Here is a 19,099-nt window from a genome sequence, read left to right on the forward strand (position 1 = left end):
ACCCGGTCCTGGGACAGCGGCCGAAGGATCTCACGCATGACGAAGCTTTTCATCGCGCGGGTGCGCGGCACGGGCGGGGAGCGCCCGCTGGTGACGGTGCGCGCCGCTGCCGAAGGCGAGGCCCGGTTGTTCGTGGAGGCGGCCTACCCGGAGGATGAGGTCGTCGAGATTGCAGAGCCCGGCGAGTGGGTAAGCGACAGCGATACCGGAACCCGCAACGGCGACGTGCGCGAGCATCCCGGTACCGCGTGGCAGGCGCCGTCGAGCCGGGCATAGCGCGCCGCCATGGCCTGCCTGCCGGAGGATGTGCGTGCCCTGGCGCTCCTGCTGCCGGAAGCGATCGAGGGCGCGCATCAGGGTCATCCCGATTTCCGGGTCGGCGGGCGCATCTTCGCGACGCTCTGGACCGACGAGGCGCGGGTGGTCGTCAAACTGACGCCCGAAGCGCAGGCGCACCTGCTGGAGGCCGAGCCGGTCGTGTTCGAGCCCGTGCCGGGCGCGTGGGGCGCCCGAGGCTGGACCAGCCTCGACCTCGACGAGGCCGAGGAAGAAATCCTCCGCGAGGCGCTGCTGTCCGCTTGGCGGATCGTCGCGCCGCCCGGTCTCGTTGCGCGTTACGAAGGTCTCGCGCTCGATCCCTGAGCGGTGGTCAGCTTCTCAGGCCCGGCGCTTCCTGGCCGGTGCTCGCCACGTATTCCGAATAGCCACCGCCGTACTGGCGGACGCCCTCGCCCGTCACTTCGAGCACCCGGTTCGACAGGGCGGCGAGGAAATGCCGGTCGTGGCTGACGAACAGCATCGTCCCCTCGAATCCGGAGAGCGCGTCGATCAGCATCGCCTTGGTGGCGATGTCGAGGTGGTTGGTCGGCTCGTCGAGGACGAGGAAGTTCGGCGGGTCGTAGAGCATCTTGGCCATGACCAGCCGCGCCTTCTCGCCGCCGGAGAGCACCCGACAGGGCTTTTCCACGTCGTCGCCGGAGAAGCCGAAGCAGCCGGCCAGGGCCCGCAGCGAGCCCTGACCCGCCTGCGGGAAGCTGCTCTCCAGATCCTCGAACACCGTGAGATCGCCGTCGAGCAGATCCATGGCGTGCTGGGCGAAGTAGCCGAGTTTGACGCTGCCGCCGACGGCGACCGTGCCGGCATCGGGCTGGGCCGTACCGGTCACGAGCTTCAGCAGCGTCGACTTGCCGGCGCCGTTGATGCCCATCACGCACCAGCGTTCCTTGCGCCGGATCGAGAAGTCGAGCCCCTCGTAGATGATGCGGCTGCCGTAGCGCTTGTGCACGCCCTTGAGCATCGCGACATCGTCGCCCGAGCGCGGCGCCGGCTGGAACTCGAAGGCGACGGTCTGGCGGCGGCGCGGCGGTTCCACCCGCTCGATCTTGTCGAGCTTTTTCACCCGGCTCTGGACCTGCGCGGCGTGGCTGGCCCGGGCCTTGAAGCGCTCGATGAACTTGATCTCCTTGGCGAGCATCGCCTGCTGGCGCTCGAACTGCGCCTGCTGATGCTGCTCGTTCAGGGCCCGTTGCTGCTCATAGAAGGCGTAGTCGCCGGAATAGGTGGTGAGCGTGCCGCCGTCGATCTCGATCACCTTGGAGACGATGCGGTTCATGAACTCGCGGTCGTGCGAGGTCATCATCAGCGCGCCGTCATAGCCCTTGAGGAAGGATTCGAGCCAGATCAGGCTCTCCAGGTCGAGGTGGTTGCTCGGCTCGTCGAGGAGCATCACGTCGGGGCGCATCAGAAGAATTCGGGCGAGTGCCACGCGCATCTTCCAGCCGCCCGAGAGCCGGCCGACATCGCCGTCCATCATCTCCTGCGAGAAGCCGAGACCGGCCAGCACCTCGTAGGCACGGCCCTCCAGCGCATAGCCGTCGAGTTCCTCGAACCGGGCCTGCACCTCGCCATAGCGCTCAACCAGGGCGTCCATCTCGTCGACTCGCTCTGGATCGGCGAGCCCCGCCTCCAACTCCTTCAGTTCGGCCGCGACGACGCTGACCGGGCCGGCGCCGTCCATCACCTCGGCCACGACCGTGCGTCCGGCCATTTCGCCGACATCCTGGCTGAAATAGCCGATGGTGATGCCGCGCTCCGACGAGACTTGGCCCTCGTCGGGCTGTTCCTGGCCGGTCAACAGGCGGAAGAGCGTGGTCTTGCCGGCACCGTTCGGGCCGACGAGACCGGCTTTCTCACCCTTCTGCAGGGCGGCCGACGCCTCGATGAAGACGATCTGCCGACCGTTCTGCTTGCCGATCTTGTCGAGGCGAATCATGCGTCCGCGAGGCCTGATGAGGATGGGGTGGGCGGGCAGTCGGAGGAGGTTGCGAGGGGCCTTACGCCATGCTCGACGCGATCGGAAGACGGCGCGGCCGCAGGGCAGACGAGCGGCGTGGCCGGTGATCGGTCCGGTCCGCTCAAGCTGCGCGATAGCGCCGGCCACGGATGAGCGTAAAAAGTTTTTCCCGAAAATGCTGTTACTGAGACAGGTGCTCAAATAGCGTTGTTTATAAGATAACATAGATTATAAAACGATACATTCCAAACCTATTTATCCAGTTGCTTCTTGTTAACCGCCCGTGCCTCACATGATCGTGATCCGGTTTGGCGGGGGCGGCCAGCGGATGCTTCTCTCAAAGTCTCGCGACGCAGACAGATGCGCTGGTTTACCAATCTCAAGCTCCTCGGAAAGCTTGCCATTCCCGCCGCCCTGGTCGCGCTGGTCGCTGCCGGAATCGTCATCTTGGCGCGTGACACGCTCGACCGCTTGGAGCGCACGACTCAGGAGGTCGTGGATGTCCGCGCGGCGCGGGCCATCACCGCGCTGCAAACCGCACTCGCCATCGACGAGGCGGTCATCAGCGAGAAGAACATCATCATCGAGATCGACGGGCCGGCACTCGCCCTGCATCACAAGCGCTTCGAGGAGGCGCGGGAGCGGGCCCTCGGCGGCATGGACCGCCTGATCGCCATGGCGGAATCCGATGCGCGCCGCACGATGCTTGGCGAAGTCAAGGCCACGGTCTCGGTCTTCTTCACGACGGCGGAGCGCTCGATCGAGCTGGGAATGCGGAACCAGAACGCTGAGGCGGCGAAGGTCTCCTTCGAGGTGGTCCGCCCGGTTCGGACGAAGGCGATCGAAGCGATCGAGAAGCGCGTCAGCGCTAATATCAGCGACCTCGAAGCGGCAAAGCGCCAGGCCAACGAGGTCGGCCGGTCCGCGACGCTCGCCCTGACCGGGATCGCGGCGATCGGCCTGCTCCTCGCCTTCGCTCTGCTCGGTCTGATCGCGATCGTCGGCGTTGCCCGGCCGATCAATCGCTTGGTCCGCGTGCTTCAGCGAATGGCCGAAGGCGAGATCGAGGCCGAGATCGTTGAGGCGCGCCGCGGTGACGAGATCGGTGCCGTCGCCCGCGCGGTCGAGGGGATCAAGGCCCTGGTCGCGCGCAAGGCCGCCGAGCAGGCCGAACTCAAGCGCGTGGCCGACGAGGCGGCCGCGATCGAGCGGCGCCGCACCATGATCGAGCTGGCCGACGGCTTCGAGCGTGCCGTGGGCGACGTTGTCGGGATGGTCTCCTCCTCGGCCACCGAATTGCAGGCTACCGCGCAGCAGATGACCGCCACGGCCACGGAGACGGCAAGCCAGTCGACCACCGTCGCGGCGGCAGCCGAGGAGGCTGCCTCCAACGTCAGCACCGTCGCCGCTGCGGCCGAGGAACTGGGTGCCTCCGTGCACGAGATCGGCCGGCAGGTCGGCAGCTCGGCCGACATGGCGCAGCTCGCGGTCGGCGAGGCGGACCAGAGCGCCAGCCTCGTTCACGAACTGAGCCAGGCGGCGTCCCGGATCGGCGACGTGGTCAACCTCATCGCCAACATCGCGAGCCAGACCAACCTGCTGGCCCTCAACGCGACGATCGAGGCGGCCCGCGCCGGGGAAGCCGGCCGGGGCTTCGCCGTGGTGGCAAGCGAGGTGAAGGAACTCGCTGCACAGACCTCGCGGGCCACGGAGGAGATCTCCAGCCAAATCGCGCAGATACAGGGCGCCACCGGACAGGCGGTGTCGGCAATCGGCGGCATCACCGGGCGTATCCGCGAGATCAACACCGTCACCGCGACGATCGCGGCGGCGGTGGAGGAGCAGGGCGCGGCGACTCAGGAGATCGTGCGGAACGTTTCCCAGGCGGCGGTCGGCGCGGGCGAGGTGACGAGTAATATCGCGGGCGTAGCCCAGGCCTCGGAGGAGACCGGCGCCGCCGCCGCCCAGGTGCTGGCATCCGCTTCCGAGCTTTCGCGGCAATCGGAGCATTTGCGGGCGGAGGTCGCTCGCTTCCTCTCGACGGTGCGCGCGGCCTGAGCCATTCATCACCCGAAGAAGAGAAAGGGGGCGCCGGGAGCGCCCCCTTTTTTATTTGCCGAGCATGCGCGTTGATGATTCCGGTTCGAGTTTTCGGATCGTGTCGAAAGCCGGAGACCGTGTTTCGGGACCGAGCTCTAACCGGGCACTTTCTTGTGGGTCACGGCGGTCGCGACCTCGTCCGGCCGGGCCTCGTCGCCGGCCACGGCACCGGACAGCGCGGCCGCGTGGAGCGCCAGGACGGGTACGAAGACGAGTGCCATCATCAGCGCGACGACGAGCACGACGCTGCTGTTGCGGCCGGACTTCGCCACGCGGGAGCGGGCACGCCGGGAAATGGTGGTGGAGTCAGTCATGGCTCACCTCTTGTCGGACCAGCCGCCAAAGGCCGGTCGCGGGTGAGCCGGATCAGACGATCAGGCGCAGATCACGCGGGTGGCCGAAGGCGGCGTGGTCGATCGACTACTGTCGTCGGGCATGGGGGTCGAAAGTTCCTGTGGGGCCGCACATCGCGCACGCAGCGACGATGGGCAGACAACGCGCGCTTGCCGGAAGAGTTCGATTCGGTCAAGCCCGAACCGGGATGGGCGGTGTGAATGGACGCAAGCGTCGCATCGCGAGCTCACCCTCGGGGCCGCCACCGCACGTGCGGCGCGGTAAGCGTTAAGAAATCATGTCGGAATCCATGTCAGACGTTTCATCGAACGGCAGGATCACCTGGACCCAGGACGGGATCTCCGAGGTGCCCCTGCAGCGCTTCACCGGCCGGGTCGGCGCGATCGAGGTCGCCACTGTCGAGTTCGACGGATCGAACCGCCTCTGGACATGGTGGAGCCCACTGTCTGACGACATCTGGGGCCACGCCAAGGACGCGGACGGGGCCAAGCAGGCCGCCGACGTCTGGCTTCGCGAATGGTTGGAGAACTTCCGGACCTTCTTCGAAGCCGGCCGTCGACGCGATCACGCGGCGGCGGGGGCCGTATCCCGGGTGCGCCACATGTAGCGGGCCAGGATCGAGCGGTAGGGCGCGAAGCGGGCAGCTGTCTCGACCGTGTCGTCGCGCTCCGTGAGACGCCGCAGGACACCGACGGCGGCCACGTCGCCGACGGGCCAGATGTCGGGATCGAGAAAATGGAAGATGCCGGCCATGTCGGCGGTCCAGGGGCCGACGCCGCGGATGCGGCACAGCACGGCTGAGCGCTCGGCATGTGGGAGCGCGGCGAGGTCCGCACCCAGCCATCCGGCCTCCTCCGCTTCGCGGATGGCCTGCAACGCGCGCACTTTGTTTGCTGACACGCCGCAGCCGCGCAGCAAGTCCTCGTAGCCCGGCACGAAGAGATCGCGCGGCGCGACGGCTTGCGCGGAGGCTGCCGCCTCGACGCGCGTCCAGATCGAGAGAGCGGCCTTCGTCGACAGCTGCTGGTTGACGACCTCGACGAACAGGCGCTCGGCGAGGCTCGCGTGGGATGGCGGCGCGATCTCGATCAGGCCCACAGTCGCGATCGCGGCCCGCAGCGGCTCCGAGATCGTGGCGGCGGTGCCGATCAGCCGGTCGTAGATCGTCGCCTCGAGCATGGGTCCCCGGTCGTGATGACAGGGTGGAAAACACCCGGACACGCTCTCCGGTGCCAAAGCCGATCATCGTTCGGCTCCCGCCCGAACTTGAGACATTCCGAGCAAAGCGTCGGAACTATGCTGCAATGCGGCGGCGAATTCGGCTTGACGCACGTTTCAAACGGCAGGATATTTCTCGAAAGGAAGCCAGAATTCCTTTCAAGAACGATTCTCCGGGAGGAGATCTGCCATGCAGGATGCGCGCGTCGCAGCCATGTTCGGTCGGGATCGAGCGGCAGCCATTTTCGCTGTTGGGATGGTCTGGCTCGTCTACGCCTTCACCTTCTGGACCATGCGGCAGGCCTGCGACGCCTGCGGGGTGACGTTTCTCGTCCTCGGCGTCGGCGCCTGCGTCGTGCTGCTCAACACGGCAGCGATCGCCGCGATGATCCGGCACTACCGCGAGGATCGCGACGCGATCTACGGCACCGACCTCTACTACCTCGATCGCCTCCGGGAGATGCGCCGGGCGGGGGAGGCCTGAGATGGCCGGCCGCACGCCCTACGAACCGCCGGTTCAGTCCGTGGTCGGGCAGATCGTCGATGCCGTCCTGATGCTGGTTCTCGTCTTCATCACCCTCTACCTGCCCCTGCTGTTCAAGCTGGCCGGCGGCGGCACGACGACGACCACGACGCCGAACCCGACCTGGGAGTCGCTCGGCCAGAATCCGACCATGGCGGGCCAGTGGGAGAAGCTCGGCTTCACGCCGGAGAAGGCGGCCGGGATCATCGGCACCCGCTTCGACTACGCCTTCAACTGGGGCCTCGTGGCGCTCACCGCCGCGATCATCGTCGGCTACTTCATCTTCATGTTTCGGTACTCGGACCGCGAGTACCGCGAAGTCATCGCCGAGCGTTTCGACGGCGCGCCGAAGGCCTGAATCGAACGGTCCGCCGCTCGACCCACCTTCCTAAGCTGCCGAGGTCGTCGGCCCAATCGTCCTGCAGATCGGGGGGAACACGTCATGGTGTCCGTGATGAATTGGGGCGCCTGGGCGGCCGCGACCGCCCTCGCCCTCTGGATGGGGTTCGACCTCCTCCGCACCAATCGAACCTATGACGAGAGCTTCCTCCTCTCCTCCGAGGAGGGTGAGATCGTCGATTCCGAGGTCGGCGAGACGGCGGCGAGGTCGTGATGACGACAGGCCAACCGATCGCGGAGCGGGTCGCCGCTCAGCCGCCCGCCGAAGCGAGCACGGCCCCGGCGCCGGCCGTACCCCGGAAGGTCGCGCTGCTGCGCGTGCTCGGGCCCGGCCATGTCTGGGCGCTCGGCGTCGGCATCGTCCTCGTCGGCGAATTCATGGGCTGGAACTTCGCGGTGGGTAAGGGCGGGGCGGTCGCGGCTCTGGCCGCCTGTTGGCTCGCCGGCATCCTCTACACCTGCGTCGCGATGATCGATTCCGAGATCACCTCGACGGTCGCCGCCGCCGGCGGGCAGTATGCCCAGGCCAAGCACATCATCGGGCCGCTGGCGGCCTTCAATGTCGGCCTCTACCTCGTCATGGCCTACACCATGCTGGAGGTGTCGAACGCCATCGTCACGGGCGATCTGATCGAGGCCTTCGCCCAGAGCCTCGGGCTCGAAGGGACGGTCGACAAGCGCGCCTTCATGGTGCTCACCGTCGTCGCGCTCGCCTTCCTCAATTATCGCGGCGTGCTCGCCACGCTGACGCTCAACCTCGTCATCACCTCTGCCGCCTTCGCCGCGATCGTGGTGCTGTTCGTCGCGACCCAGCCCTGGGCGCCGGGCGCGGTGCTGAAGCACGAGGCGCTACTGGGCGCCCTGCCCTATGGCTCGCTCGGCATCCTCGCGGCGATGCATTTCGGGCTGTGGTTCTATCTCGGCATCGAGGGCACCACCCAGGCCGCCGAGGAGGTCCGCTCTCCGGCCCGCGCCCTGCCGCTCGGCACCATGACCGGCATGATGACCCTGCTGATCGCCGCGACGCTGACGTGGTACGTCTGCTCCGGCCTGATGCCGTGGGAATATCTCGGCCAGGCGGTGACGCCGCTCTACGACGCGGCCCGTCTCACCGGCAGCCGCTGGCTGGAGCTGTTCCTGTTCCTCGGCACGCTGTTCGCCACGGTCGCCTCGGCCAATGGCTGCATCAACGACGCGTCGCGGGCGTGGTTCGCCATGGGCCGGGACCGCTACATGCCGGTCTGGTTCGGTGCCGTTCACCCGACCTACCGCACGCCGTATCGCGCCATCGTCTTCTTCGTGCCGATCGCGATCCTGTTCGCCGTCTCGACGCCGCTCGATCAGACCATCACCTTCTCGATCCTGTCGGGGCTGCTCGGCTACACGCTGATGGCGCTGTCGATCGTGCTATTCCGCCGCAAATGGCCGCTCGGCTCGATCCAGCGCGGCTACGTGCATCCGCTCCATCCGCTGCCGGCCGTGCTACTGCTCGTCCTGTGCGTGGTCACCTACCTCGCGGTCTTCCTCGGCTACGGCACGCAGCTTCTGGCAATGATGGCCTTCTACATCACCGCCTCGGCCTGGTTCGTCCTGCACCGCTACAAGTATGTGCGCCGCGGCGACCAGTTCACGATGCCCTGGCCGAAGCCCCGCGGATATTGAAGGCGCGGTGATGCTGATCGGCCTCAGCCTCCTGATCCTCCTGTCGAGCGTAGCCTTTTGCCTGCGCCAGCACCGGCGAGAGGCAGCGTGGCGGGGCGGTCTCCTCGACGACTGCGCCGGGCAGGTCGCGACGCCGCGCCTCGGACGCGACCGGGCCGGCTTCGCGACGCTGCGCGGCCGCCTCGGATCGGCGGCCGTCGATATCCGCTTCGTTCCCGACACCCTGGTGCATCGCAGGCTGCCGCAGCTCTGGCTCCACGTCACCCTCCGGGTGCCGCTCGCGACCGGGGCGATCCTCGATGTGCTGCGCCGTCCGGCCAGCGCGGAATTCTACGCACCTGATCGGCTTCCGCTGCGCCTTCCCGTCCCCCAGACATGGCCGGCCGATACCCTCGTGCGCGGGACGCCGGGCGCGGAGGCGCTGCTTGCCCGCATTGGCCCCGCGCTGAGTCGCCTCTTCGCCGATCCGACGGTAAAGGAGGTTCTGGTGACGTCCGACGGACTTCGCCTCACGGTGCAGGCGAGCCAGGGCGCGCGGGGCACCTACCTGCTCCTGCGCGGCAGCCGCTTCCCCCTGTCGCGCCTCGCCTCGGACCGGCTTAGCGGCACGCTACGCGACGGTTTGGATCTCGCTCGGATCCTGTCCGAACCATCCTCGGAGACGCGGCATGCGCGCGCTGCCTGATCCCACCCGCGTCCTGCTCGTCGCGGCCCTCCTGCCCGGCATCGGCCATGTCTGGACGGGGCGCGCAGCGCGCGGGCTCGGCTTTGCCCTGTTCGCGCTCCTCGGCGGCTGGCTCACCGCCCGCTTCGCCGCGCCCGATGCAAGCCTCGTCGGGCGTCATGCCGGCGGCTTCTTCGTTTGGGCTTTGTCCATTCCGGACGCCTATCGCGGTGCCCGCCTCGATCGGGCTTGGGCGGACCGGGTCCCACACTGACGCCGATTCGGGAAACCGATTCGGAGGTAGCCTTGGCGACCCGTCAGAACCGTGTCGTGAGGGCCGTGAGCCAGTCCGGCGAGGCGTTCACCAGGGCCGTTTCCAGCGCCCGGTCATACCCTGAGAGGATCAATCCGCTCGAGACGAGGAGGACGGCACCGAGAGCCGCCTTCAGCCCGCGGCCGAGGCCGAGCATCCGCTCGCGCCAGCGCATCAGGATCTCACGCGACAGCATCCCGAGGGCGACGAGCGGCAGGGCCGCCCCGAGCCCGAACAGCAGCATGGTCAGTGCGACGCTGCCGAGATCGCGTCCCTGAGCCGCCAGGAGCGAGGCAGCCCCGAGGGTCGGGCCGACACAGGGGCTCCAGACGGCGCCGAGCAGCAGGCCGACGGCGAACTGGCCCGGCAGGCCGGCGGTGGAGAAGCCGCCGAACCGCCGCTCCGCCCAGTCGCTCACCGGCCCGCCCGCGGCGGCGAGCCGGGTCTGCGCCGCCGGCACGAGCAGGACGAGGCCGAGCACCATGAGCATCGCAGCCGCGGCTTTGCGGAACAGCTCGCCGTCGAGACCGATGGCGAAGCCGATCGTCGCCACGAACAGGCCGATCGCGACGAAGGCGAGCGCGAGGCCGGCGGCGAGCGCCACCGGCCCGAGGCGATGCTCCGTCGCAGCCGCGCCGAGCACGAGAGGCAGCAGCGGCAGGACGCAGGGCGAGAGCACCGAGAGCAGGCCGGCGAGGCTGGCGAGGCCGAGCTGCATGGTCATGGTGCGCGCGAACCCCCTCCCCCGATTCGGCTCAACCGTGCCCGTGGGCCGGCTGGGCGGCGTTGCCGCGGATCAGCTCGCGACCGGCATAAATGCCGCCCACGACCTGAAGGTCGAGACGCTCCGCGTCGCGCCGACGAACCTCTTCCATGATCTCCCCGGCCGCCTCCGGCTCCGAACCGATGGTCACGAGCGCCTGCTGGCCAAAGGCGAAGGCCGATTCGAGCGTCTCGCGAATCTGGTAGGCGACGCCTGCCTCGATCAGCTCGACCGCGTGCTCGCGATCGCGGGCGCGGGCCAGGACCGGCACCAGCGGGAATTCCGCTTTCGCCAACTCGGCGATGCGCTTGGCCATCGCGCGGTCGTCGATGCAGATCAGGATCGCCCGCGCCGTGGCGGCACCGGCCGCGCGGAGAATGTCGAGACGGGCGCCGTCGCCGTAATAGACCTTGAACCCGAACCCTTCCGCGAGGCGAATGTTGTCGGCGTTCGTGTCGATGATCGAGACCGAGCACCCGCGCGAGATCAGCGGCTGGCTGACGATCTGCCCGAAGCGGCCGAAGCCGATGATCAGGGCGCTGCCGACGAGATCCTCCGGCGCCTCGAGGCCATCCGTGGAGGCGGATGCCTTTGGGCCGAAGCGATCGAGGGCGATCACGGTGAGCGGCGTCAGCGCCATCGACAGGATGACGGTGGCGGTCAGGATCGCGTTGGTCGTGCCGTCGATGATGCCGGCGCTCGCAGCCGCCGCGTAGAGGACGAAGGCGAATTCGCCGCCCTGCGCCATCAGCGCCGTGCGCTCCAGCGCCTCGGCATGCCCTGCCCGCAGGAGGCGGGCGATCACGTAGATCACCAGGCTCTTTACCGCCATGTAGGCGGCGACGCTCATCAGGATCAGGGCCCAGTTCGCGGCGATCACGGCGAGGTCGAGGGACATGCCGACGCCGAGGAAGAACAGGCCGAGCAGGATGCCGCGGAATGGCTCGATATCGGCCTCGAGCTGGTGACGGAAGCTCGATTCCGAGAGCAGGACGCCGGCCAGGAAGGCGCCCATCGCCATCGAGAGACCGCCGAGCTGCATCGCCAGCGCCGAGCCGAGCACGACAAGGAGCGCCGCCGCCGTCATGACCTCCCGCGCCTTGGCCGCGGCAAGGAGCCGGAACAGCGGGTTGAGCAACCAGCGGCCGGCCGCCACCAGCGCGGCGACGGAAACCAGCGCGATCACGATGGCGGTCGCGCGCTCCATCCCGCTCGTCTCGCCACCGCCCGGCGCCAACAGGGCGACGGCGGCCAGAAGCGGCACGATGGCCAGATCCTCAAGGAGCAGGATGGCGACGATCCGCTGGCCTTTCGGGGTCGAGAGCGCGCCGCGCTCATCGAGCAATTGCATGACGATGGCAGTCGAAGTGAGCACGAAGCCGGTGCCGGCGACGAAGGCGACGACGAGCGAGAATCCCATGGCGACGCCGACAAGCGTCAGGGCGGCGATGCAGGCACCGACCTGCGCCAGGCCGAGGCCGAAGATCTCGCGCCGCATGCCCCAGAGGCGCGAGGGCTCCATCTCCAATCCGATGATGAAGAGAAACATGACGACGCCGAGTTCGGCCACGTGGAGGATCGCGTGGGCGTCGGTGAACAGGCCCAGCCCGAACGGTCCGATGGCGAGCCCCGCTACGAGGTAGCCCAGGACCGAGCCGAGCCCCAACCGCTTGAACAGGGGGACGGCGACGACGCCGGCGGCGAGGAGGGCGACGACCTGAACAAGCTCGCTCGCGGCCCCGGTTGCTTCAACAGCCATGATCTGGACGAGCCTCTTGGTCGAACGTCGGACGTGGGGCACGGCGCCGCCGACCGGGGGCTGCCGCATTGGTCGTCAGCGGGTGCGCGGGTCTATGGCAGACCCGCGCGCTGTTGCTCAAGGATAGCGGACCGGCTGGGGCTCTTCCGGCAACGGGATGAACTCGGCATCGTTGGGCACCGTATCGAAGCGGCCTTGGCGCCAATCCTCTTTGGCCTGGGCGATCCGCTCCGGCCGCGAGGATACGAAGTTCCACCAGAGATGGCGCGGGCCGTCCATCGGCTCGCCACCCAGAACCATGAATCGGGCGCTTTGCGTCGCACGAATACTGATGCGGTCGCCCGGCCGGAACACCAGGAGCTGGCCGGGACCGAAGCCGTCTCCGGCGATCTCGATCGCCCCCGCGACGGTATAGATCGCGCGCTCGTCGTAGGTCGGATCGAGCGGCAGGACGGCGCCCGCCTCCAGCATCACGTCGGCGTAGACCATCGGGCTCGAGGTACGGACCGGCGAACGCGCCCCGAACGCCTCACCCGCGATCAGGCGAACCGTCTTGCCCTCACCGGTGACGATCGGAAGTGCTTCTGCCTCGTAGTGCTCGAAAGCCGGGGTGTTCTCCTCGTCCTGGGCTGCCAGGGCGACCCAGCTCTGGATGCCGAACAACCGCGAGCCGGTCTGGCGCAGCGTCGGGGCGGTGCGCTCCGAATGGGTGATGCCGCGCCCGGCGGTCATCCAGTTCAGTTCGCCCGGCCGGATCGGCAGCTCCGTGCCGAGGCTGTCGCGGTGCATGATCTCGCCGTCGAACAGGTAGGTTACCGTCGAGAGGCCGATATGCGGGTGGGGGCGCACGTCCATGCCTTGGCCGAGCAGGAACTCGGAGGGGCCCATCTGATCGAAGAAGATGAAGGGGCCCACCATCCGGCACTCGGTGGACGGAAGGGCGCGGCGAACCGCGAAGGACCCGAGATCGCGCGATCGCGGCACGATCAGGGTCTGGATCGCATCGCAACTGAAATGGTCGCCGGGGATCGGATCATCCGCACTGTGCCAGCTCATCGCTCTCCTCCCATCGTGATCGGGGACCGGCGGGACGCACAAGCCTCCGCCGCCATGCGGGGCAACGCCACCATACCGCGCGTCGCAGGAGTGACTTATGAGGCAAAGGAGATAGATCGAAAACAGAAACGAACGAAATGCATCGTTTCTTAAAATGCGCCCCTATGAGGAAGGGGCCGGCAGATCAGCAGCCTTCGCTCGACTGCCGTGTCCACAGCGCCTGCCGGCAATCGCGCAGGGGCAACCGCCACCGATCAGCCGATATTCTCAACCGATTGAGAGGGGCGGCATCCGCGGCATGCATTCCAGTCAACTGCCGCTGGACGCCTTTGCCAATTCGCGTGCCAGGGGTCAGTGCCTCGCCCGTCTCACACACGATGTTCCCCTGCCAGAAGTGACAAAACTGGAATCCGGCCCGGCGAACAGCCCGACGCCCACGCTCTCCGGCCTGTGCTTGGCCTACACCAACCATTCCCCCGCCGTGGAATCCTTGATCGACAGCGGCAGACGGCGCGGCTGATTGTGTCCAAGTGCGAGATCGGCACATCTGGCGAGACCCGCATGGGGCCTGCCAATCTCGACGAATCTAGGCCGATACGACCTGCCGAGTTGAGCCGGCGCTGCGAAGGGTAACGTTGGGTTGTCTCGCAGGGCGACAGCGCAACACAGCAGAAGGGCGCCGATCAACACCACTGGGTTTGTCTTGCCAAGCTCTCGCTTCTGCCTTCAGGTATCCTGCCGGTACGCTGAACCCGAGCCGGATCAAGCGGCGGGGAGCGCCCGGCAATGGTCGAGATGACCCCGGTCTGATGTTCGAGAACGCGACGGCCACGGCTTTCCCCTTCCTCGCAGGCGGCGGGCAAATGGGCGCGATGATGCGCTCCCACGCGTGGTCGCGCTCGCCTCTCGGGCATCCGGAGGCCTGGCCGCCCTGTCTGCGCTCGACCGTCAGCCTGATGCTGGGCTCGCGCTTCCCGATGTTCGTGGCGTTCGGAGCCGAACTCGGCTTTCTCTACAACGACGCCTACGGCGAGATCCTGGGCGACAAGCATCCGCAGGCGCTCGGTCGGCGCTTCCGCGAGGTCTGGCCGGAGATCTGGCCCGACATCGTGCCGCTCGTCGAGAAGGCGCTGTCCGGCGAGCCGACTTGGTCCGAGGACATGCCGCTGACCATGAACCGGCGCGGCCATGAAGAGCAGACCTGGTTCACCTTCTCCTACTCGCCGGTGCGCGACGAGGAGGGGCAAGTCGCCGGCATGTTCTGCGCCTGCACCGAGACGACTGGGCGCGTCCGCGCCGAGCTCGGCCTGCGCGAGACGGAGGCGCGTCAGCGCGCCCTCGCCGACCATCTGCCGGGCGGCTACGTCTACCAGATCGCCACGCCCCGCGACGGGTCGGAACGCCAATTCCTCTACGTGTCGCAGGGCTTCGAGCGCTTGACCGGCCTGCCGGCGGAGGCGGTGCTCGCCGATCCCGCCGCCGCCTACAACCTCTTCCTGCCGGAGCATCGCCACCGCCTCGCCGAGGCCGAAGCGGTGGCGATCCGGGACGTCGCACCCTTCGATGTCGAGGCGCCGATTCGCCGTCCCGACGGCGGCATCCGCTGGACGCGCATCGTCTCCGCGCCGCGCCCCGTCGGCGATCATCTGATCTGGGACGGGCTCCACCTCGACGACACGGCCCGAAGGCAGATCGAGGAGCAACTGCGCGAGAGCGAGCGGCGCTTGCGGCTGGCGACCGAGGCGGCCGAGATCGGGCTCTGGGACGTCGATGAGGTCAAGGGGACTCTGTTCTGGCCGGCGCGGGTGAAGGCGATGTTCGGAATCTCGCCGGACGTGCCGGTGACGATGGCCGACTACTATGCCGGCTTGCACCCGGACGACCGCGAGGCCACCAGCGCTGCCTACGCCGCCGCAGCGGATCCGGACCGGCGCGCGGTCTACGACGTCGAGTACCGCACGGTCGGCAAGGAAGACGACGTCGTGCGCTGGGTGGCCGCCAAGGGCCGGGGCATCTTCGAGGACGGGCGCTGCCTGCGCATGGTCGGCACGGCCATCGACATCACGGCACGCAAGCAGGCGGAAGCCGCGCTGCTGGATCGCGAGGCGCGCCTCAAGGCCGTCTTCGCGCAGGCCGGCGCGGGCCTCGCACTGTCAGATCTGGAGGGCCGCTTCACGGACGTGAACGAGACCTATTGCAGCATCGTCGGCCGCTCGCGCGAACAAGTGCTCGGGTCTCGCATGATCGAGATCACGCATCCGGACGACCGCGCGCGCAACGCTCCCGCCTTCGCGGCGGCTGCCCGTGACGGGACGGCGTTCGACATCGAGAAGCGATACCTCCGTCCCGACGGCGAAATCGTCTGGGTGCGCAACAGCGTCTCCGCCGTGCGCTTCGACGACGGCACGATCGCCGCCATGCTGGCCGTCAGCGTCGACATCACCGACCGGGTCCGGGCCGAGGTCGCGCTGCGGGAGAGCGAGGAGCAGTTCCGTGTGCTCTCGCAGGTGATGCCCAATTTCGTGTGGGCCACCGACGCGAAGGGGCGGGCCACCTGGTTCAACGAGCGCGTCTACGCCTATGCCGGGCTTAGCCCGGGCGCACTCGATGCGGAAGGCTGGCGGGCAATCATCCACCCCGACGACCGTGATCGCGTGGCCCGCGAATGGCTCGTCGCGGTGGCCTCTGTCGGCAGCTACCAGAGCGAGTATCGGCTGAGGCGGGCGGACGGGGTCTACCGCTGGTTCCTGGGCCGCGGACAGCCCGTGGTGGCGGCCGACGGTGCGGTGCTGCGCTGGGTCGGCACCAGCACCGATATCGACGACCAGAAGCAGGTGATGGCCGACCTCGTGCGCTTCAACGAGACCCTGGAGCGGCGCGTCGCCGAGCGCACGGCCGAGCACGACCGGGTCTGGCGCAACTCGCGCGATCTTCTGGTGGTGGTCAGCGCCGACGGCATCTTCCGCGCCGCGAACCCGGCTTGGGAGACCATCCTCGGCTATGGCCCCGCAGAAATCGTGGGCCGCCACTTCGCGGAGTTCATCTGGCCAGACGACCTGGAACTGACCTATGTCGCTCTCGAGAGTGCCGTTCGCACCGGTCCGCTCACCGATTTCGAGAACCGCTACCGCCACAAGGACGGGGCCTCGCGCTGGATCTCCTGGCGTACCGCGATCGAAGGCGATCTGGTCTATGCCTACGGGCGCGACGTGACCGCCGAGAAGGCGCAGGGAGAGGCGCTGCGGCAGGCCGAGGAGGCTTTGCGCCAGTCCCAGAAGCTGGAGGCCATCGGGCAGTTGACCGGCGGCGTAGCCCACGACTTCAACAATCTGCTGACGATCATCCGCTCCTCGGTCGACTTCCTGTGTCGCCCCGACCTGCCCGAGGAGCGCAGGAACCGCTACCTCACCGCGGTCTCGGAGACGGTGGACCGGGCGGCCAAGCTGACCGGTCAGCTCCTCGCCTTCGCGCGGCGGCAGGCCCTCAAGCCGGAAACGATCGATGTCGGCGCCCGCCTGCGCAGCGTGGCCGACCTGCTCGATACGGTGACGGGCGCCCGCATTCGGGTCGTCACCGCGCTTCCGGACCGGCCCTGCTTCGTCAAGGTGGACCTCAGCCAATTCGAGACTGCCCTGGTCAACATGGCGGTCAACGCCCGCGACGCGATGGAGGGCGAAGGCACCCTGACGCTGCGCCTCGATTGCGGCCAGTCGCTGCCCACCATACGGGGCCATGCCGGCGCGCCGGGGCCGTTCGCGGCAGTCTCGCTGCACGATACCGGCGCCGGCATCGCGCCCGATGTGCTGGCCCATATCTTCGAGCCGTTCTTCACCACGAAGGATGTCGGCAAGGGAACCGGTCTCGGCCTCTCTCAGGTGTTCGGATTCGCTAAGCAATCGGGCGGTGACGTCGCCGTCGACAGCGCGCCTGGCCGCGGCACCACCTTCACCCTCTACCTGCCCCAGGTCGAGCCCGAGGCGAAGGCCGGCGAGGAGCGTGGCAAGGCGGGTTCGATCGAGCCCGGCGGCTTCGGTCAGCAGGTTCTCGTCGTCGAGGACAACATCGAGGTCGGACGCTTCGCCACGCAAATCCTCGAGGACCTCGGCTACGTCACGACCTGGGCGGCGAATGCCGACGCGGCGCTGGCCTATCTCGCGGAGGGAGGGGCCGATTTCGACGCCGTGTTCTCGGATGTGGTGATGCCCGGCATGAACGGGGTCGCGTTGGCCCATGAGATCAACAAGCGATTCCCGGACCTGCCCGTCGTGCTGACGTCGGGCTACAGCCACGTGCTGGCCCAGGAAGGCAGCCACGGTTTCGAGCTGCTGCAGAAGCCCTACTCGGCCGAGCAACTCTCGAGCATCCTTCAACGCGTCACCGCACGGCGCGTCTGACAGCCCCTCTCCGCTTCGGCCGGGCTTTAGAGCATCGTGCCGGATATCAGATCCAGCACGATGCTCTATCCTCCTGTATCTGCATCGTCTTTTTCCGAAAGCCGGTGGCCACCTTTCGGGACGATGCTTAGCGCGCGCCGCTGCGCCGGACGCGGGTCAATCCGAGACGTCTCCAGCCGATCACGACGCCCGACACGGAGATGATCAGTCCGGCGGCGCAGAGGAGCCAGAGCACGGCGTCCCAGGCCGGGCGGTTCTTCACCAGCAGGCGAAAGTCGAAGCTGTGGGCGGCGTTGAACAGCCAGCGATAGGTCCGCGAGGAACGGTCGGCTCGGTTGAGAACCTCGCCCGTTTCAGGGTCGAGATGGAACCACGTCGCGTCCGCGTCGGCGAACTTCACCCGCAGCACCGGCAGGCGACGCGGCTGGTGATGGGAGTACCAGTAGGCATCCTCCTCGGTCAGGAGCGCCGCTTCGCGGATCGCGGCATCGGGCAGGAGCTGGCGGGCAGCCTTCACCAATCCGGTGATCGTCGGGGTGGCCCATGCCGAGGTCGAGCCATCCCGGCAGGCCAGGATGGCCCGCGACTCGCCGCCGATCCAGCCGAACCGCGCCTCGACGGCATCGGGGCAGGCTGCGGCGCGGAGGGCGGCCAAGTCCTGTCCCCAGCGGGCTTCCGTCACGCCGGCGAAGCGTTCGAGCATGGCTTGGCTCGGCGCCCTCGCGCCGAACCAGCGGTTCGGGTTCATCGACAGCCAGCCGCTGGCGACGAAGGTCAGCAGGGTCAGGCCGCCGACGAGACCGCCGACATGGTGCAAGGCCGCCCAGCCCCGATAGGGCGAGACCGAGCCCGCCGCGTAGGGTCGCCGCAGCCGGACACGCAGCAGCCCGACCCATAGACCCGACACCGCACCGGCGATGGCGATGCCGGAGACCCAGAGAACCACATCCCGCCACAGGGCGGCCTGCGCCCGCAGGGGCGTCAGGTAGACCCAGTGCGGGATGGCGCCGAACCAGTTCCAGAACCGCTCCCGCCCCGTGGTGTCGAGGGCCACTTCGCCCGTGCGGGCGGAGACGTAGAGGCGGGTATCCTCGGCGTCGCCGAGGGCGATGAGATGGAATGGCCGCAACGGGTCGTAGCGCGCCGTCACGGACCACTGGTCGCGGTCGATTTCGCCGAGCAGCCGGGGTCGCGTCGCGCGCCGGTCGTGCCGGGCGATGGCGAGCGTCTGTCCTTTATCGATGCCGGTAATCAGGCGCCGGCGGGTTGCCGAGACGGTCGCCTGCCCGCCATCCCAGCCGACGATGCGGTAGACAGGCTCCCCGTCGAGCATGGCGAGGCGCAGGTCCCGCGGGAATCGGGTCTGGCCGGCGGCTTCGAGTGCCTCGCCCGGCGTCACCGCCACCTCGTCCCAGGCAAGGCGCGGCAGGCTACCGCGGCGCTCCGCCTCGGTCAGGCTGGGGAAGCCGACATACATCATGACGAGGCCGGACACGAACCACGTCACGAAGAGGAGGCAGGTCACGATGCCGAGCCAGCGATGGGCGAGATAGAGCCACCGCTTGCCGCGCTTAAGGAGCGCACGCGTCACGATCGATTCC

18 protein-coding genes are annotated in these 19,099 nt (G+C 68.2%); 11 read left to right on the forward strand and 7 right to left on the reverse strand.

Annotated elements, in window-relative coordinates; translation table 11 throughout:
- Positions 1 to 36: 36 nt before the first annotated feature.
- Together MFF24_RS17135 and MFF24_RS17140 are read left to right on the forward strand one after the other, a co-directional pair.
- Positions 37 to 276 carry a hypothetical protein gene (locus MFF24_RS17135; protein WP_108938340.1) on the forward strand — a complete coding sequence of 80 codons (240 nt, stop codon included), beginning with the start codon at positions 37 to 39 and terminating at the stop codon, positions 274 to 276.
- A gap of 9 nt (positions 277 to 285) precedes the next feature.
- Complete coding sequence (locus MFF24_RS17140) at positions 286 to 642, forward strand: MmcQ/YjbR family DNA-binding protein (RefSeq protein WP_238225882.1); 357 nt, start codon at positions 286 to 288, stop codon at positions 640 to 642.
- A 7-nt stretch (positions 643 to 649) separates the two neighbouring features.
- Here the strand turns inward: MFF24_RS17140 and MFF24_RS17145 are convergent, their stop codons facing one another.
- Positions 650 to 2,272: an ABC-F family ATP-binding cassette domain-containing protein gene (locus tag MFF24_RS17145; RefSeq protein ID WP_238225883.1), complete on the reverse strand. Its 1,623-nt coding sequence runs from the start codon at positions 2,270 to 2,272 to the stop codon at positions 650 to 652.
- Between the two features lie 381 nt (positions 2,273 to 2,653).
- On the opposite strand from MFF24_RS17145, the gene MFF24_RS17150 reads away from it, so the two are divergent.
- Positions 2,654 to 4,351, forward strand: a complete 1,698-nt coding sequence (locus MFF24_RS17150) for a methyl-accepting chemotaxis protein (RefSeq protein ID WP_238225885.1) — start codon at positions 2,654 to 2,656, stop codon at positions 4,349 to 4,351.
- A gap of 137 nt (positions 4,352 to 4,488) precedes the next feature.
- Here the strand turns inward: MFF24_RS17150 and MFF24_RS17155 are convergent, their stop codons facing one another.
- Positions 4,489 to 4,707 carry a hypothetical protein gene (locus MFF24_RS17155; RefSeq protein ID WP_238225887.1) on the reverse strand — a complete coding sequence of 73 codons (219 nt, stop codon included), beginning with the start codon at positions 4,705 to 4,707 and terminating at the stop codon, positions 4,489 to 4,491.
- Between the two features lie 329 nt (positions 4,708 to 5,036).
- Between MFF24_RS17155 and MFF24_RS17160 the strand changes: the two genes are divergently transcribed.
- A complete protein-coding gene (locus tag MFF24_RS17160; RefSeq protein ID WP_238225889.1) occupies positions 5,037 to 5,354 on the forward strand; it encodes a hypothetical protein in 318 nt (105 codons plus the stop codon).
- Here the strand turns inward: MFF24_RS17160 and MFF24_RS17165 are convergent.
- Complete coding sequence (locus MFF24_RS17165; protein ID WP_238225891.1) at positions 5,312 to 5,926, reverse strand: DNA-3-methyladenine glycosylase family protein; 615 nt, start codon at positions 5,924 to 5,926, stop codon at positions 5,312 to 5,314. The genes MFF24_RS17160 and MFF24_RS17165 overlap by 43 nt on opposite strands.
- Before the next feature lie 229 nt (positions 5,927 to 6,155).
- Here MFF24_RS17165 and MFF24_RS17170 point away from each other — a divergent pair, with 229 nt between their 5' ends.
- From MFF24_RS17170 to MFF24_RS17195, 6 genes are all read left to right on the forward strand, one after another.
- Entirely contained in the window at positions 6,156 to 6,449 is a 294-nt protein-coding gene (locus MFF24_RS17170; RefSeq protein WP_108938347.1) for a hypothetical protein, read from the forward strand.
- A 1-nt stretch (position 6,450) separates the two neighbouring features.
- A complete protein-coding gene (locus tag MFF24_RS17175; RefSeq protein ID WP_231345118.1) occupies positions 6,451 to 6,846 on the forward strand; it encodes a hypothetical protein in 396 nt (131 codons plus the stop codon).
- An 84-nt stretch (positions 6,847 to 6,930) separates the two neighbouring features.
- Positions 6,931 to 7,101: a hypothetical protein gene (locus tag MFF24_RS17180; protein WP_162940405.1), complete on the forward strand. Its 171-nt coding sequence runs from the start codon at positions 6,931 to 6,933 to the stop codon at positions 7,099 to 7,101.
- Positions 7,101 to 8,549: an APC family permease gene (locus tag MFF24_RS17185; protein ID WP_238225893.1), complete on the forward strand. Its 1,449-nt coding sequence runs from the start codon at positions 7,101 to 7,103 to the stop codon at positions 8,547 to 8,549. The genes MFF24_RS17180 and MFF24_RS17185 overlap by 1 nt, the downstream gene beginning before the upstream one ends.
- 10 nt (positions 8,550 to 8,559) lie before the next feature.
- Positions 8,560 to 9,234: a hypothetical protein gene (locus MFF24_RS17190; protein WP_238225895.1), complete on the forward strand. Its 675-nt coding sequence runs from the start codon at positions 8,560 to 8,562 to the stop codon at positions 9,232 to 9,234.
- A complete protein-coding gene (locus tag MFF24_RS17195; RefSeq protein WP_238225896.1) occupies positions 9,218 to 9,487 on the forward strand; it encodes a hypothetical protein in 270 nt (89 codons plus the stop codon). Before MFF24_RS17190 ends, MFF24_RS17195 begins: the two co-directional genes overlap by 17 nt.
- A gap of 43 nt (positions 9,488 to 9,530) precedes the next feature.
- Here the strand turns inward: MFF24_RS17195 and MFF24_RS17200 are convergent, their stop codons facing one another.
- From MFF24_RS17200 to MFF24_RS17210, 3 genes are all read right to left on the reverse strand, one after another.
- Positions 9,531 to 10,250 carry a cytochrome c biogenesis CcdA family protein gene (locus MFF24_RS17200; protein WP_238225898.1) on the reverse strand — a complete coding sequence of 240 codons (720 nt, stop codon included), beginning with the start codon at positions 10,248 to 10,250 and terminating at the stop codon, positions 9,531 to 9,533.
- Between the two features lie 31 nt (positions 10,251 to 10,281).
- Entirely contained in the window at positions 10,282 to 12,048 is a 1,767-nt protein-coding gene (locus MFF24_RS17205; protein WP_238225900.1) for a monovalent cation:proton antiporter-2 (CPA2) family protein, read from the reverse strand.
- A gap of 117 nt (positions 12,049 to 12,165) precedes the next feature.
- Positions 12,166 to 13,104 (reverse strand): pirin family protein, encoded by a 939-nt coding sequence (locus MFF24_RS17210; protein WP_238225902.1) that lies wholly within the window; start codon positions 13,102 to 13,104, stop codon positions 12,166 to 12,168.
- Positions 13,105 to 13,913: 809 nt separating this feature from the next.
- Between MFF24_RS17210 and MFF24_RS17215 the strand changes: the two genes are divergently transcribed.
- Positions 13,914 to 17,498 carry a PAS domain-containing protein gene (locus MFF24_RS17215; RefSeq protein ID WP_238225905.1) on the forward strand — a complete coding sequence of 1,195 codons (3,585 nt, stop codon included), beginning with the start codon at positions 13,914 to 13,916 and terminating at the stop codon, positions 17,496 to 17,498.
- Between the two features lie 127 nt (positions 17,499 to 17,625).
- Here MFF24_RS17215 and MFF24_RS17220 read toward each other — a convergent pair whose 3' ends face one another.
- Positions 17,626 to 19,089 carry a PepSY-associated transmembrane domain-containing protein gene (locus MFF24_RS17220; protein WP_238225907.1) on the reverse strand — a complete coding sequence of 488 codons (1,464 nt, stop codon included), beginning with the start codon at positions 19,087 to 19,089 and terminating at the stop codon, positions 17,626 to 17,628.
- Positions 19,090 to 19,099 lie beyond the last annotated feature (10 nt).

The organism is Methylorubrum aminovorans, assembly GCF_022179725.1.
Lineage (GTDB): Bacteria > Pseudomonadota > Alphaproteobacteria > Rhizobiales > Beijerinckiaceae > Methylobacterium > Methylobacterium aminovorans.